Annotated in this window: 2 protein-coding genes; both read left to right on the forward strand. The window is 49.8% G+C overall.

The features are described 5' to 3' along the window. A partial coding sequence (locus DFP98_RS38550) for a transposase (protein ID WP_220377232.1) occupies positions 1-309 on the forward strand: 309 nt, incomplete at its 5' end. 23 nt (positions 310-332) lie between these two features. Beyond that, on the forward strand, positions 333-1,091 hold a 759-nt coding region (locus tag DFP98_RS38555), incomplete at its 3' end, for an IS3 family transposase (RefSeq protein ID WP_220377233.1).

A 1,091-nucleotide genomic window follows, 5' to 3' on the forward strand; every position in this document is an offset into this window, starting at 1 on the left:
ACGAGGGGACGAGTGACAATGAACAGATACGACAAGGCATTTAAAGAGGAAGCAGTCAGATTGAGCGATGAGATAGGCCCCAGGAAAGCCGCCGAGCAGTTAGGCGTAGCCTACTACACTTTGCAGGGATGGAGAAAGCAAAGAATCCTGCACGGCGACAGAGCACATATCGGGAGCGGACACGCTTATGCATCTGCCGACAAGACTGCACGTGAAATCGAATTAGAAAAAGAAATAGGCGAGTTGCGCCGTGCCAATGACATTCTCAAGGACGCACTCGGTTTTTTCGCAAAAGACCGGAAGCGGTAAAAGCACGTCAGCTCTATGCATACATCCGTGAACGACGGGATCGATGGCCCGTCATGATGATGTGCGAGGTACTTGCTGTCAGCGAATCGGGCTATTACCGTAGCTTGAAGCCCACGCCCAAACAGGAGCGGCAACAACGCCTTCTGGTCAAAATCAAAGACATCATTGGAGAACATGAAGACAACCGTAATTACGGCGTCCAACGTATCCTGCTGGCGCTGTCACAGATAGAGATTACGACCAGCTACAGCACTGTCTATCGCATCATGAAGAAGCATGGGCTGCTGAAGAAAGCGAAGCGTCACCCGAACGGCATTACGCGCGAGGATGCCGCAGCTCAAAAGAGCGAGAACCTGATTCAGAGAGACTTCAAATCCTCAGCACCTAACCAAAAGTGGTTATCGGATATCACCGAAGTCCCTTGTTCAGATGGCAAGCTATATCTGTCCGCTGTGCTGGATTGTTTTAACGGAGAGATCGTAGGTTTCGCCATGGACGACAATATGCGCAAAGAACTCTGCATCAAAGCTTTTGAGAACGCCTGTAGAGCAAGAAATGCTCGCGGAATGATTTATCACAGCGATCGGGGCAGCCAATTCACGAGCCATGCATTCCGAAAGAGTCTGGCTAAACGAGATGCCATTCAAAGCATGAGCGGTACAGGGCGTTGCTATGACAACGCAAGGATGGAAAGCTTTTTTGCTACGCTAAAGAAAGAGAAGCTATACAAGATCCACACTGAGCGCTATCCGATGGCCTCTATTAAATCGATCATCTTCAGG

The sequence above is a fragment of the Cohnella phaseoli genome, from assembly GCF_003386235.1.
GTDB classification, from domain to species: domain Bacteria; phylum Bacillota; class Bacilli; order Paenibacillales; family Paenibacillaceae; genus Cohnella; species Cohnella phaseoli.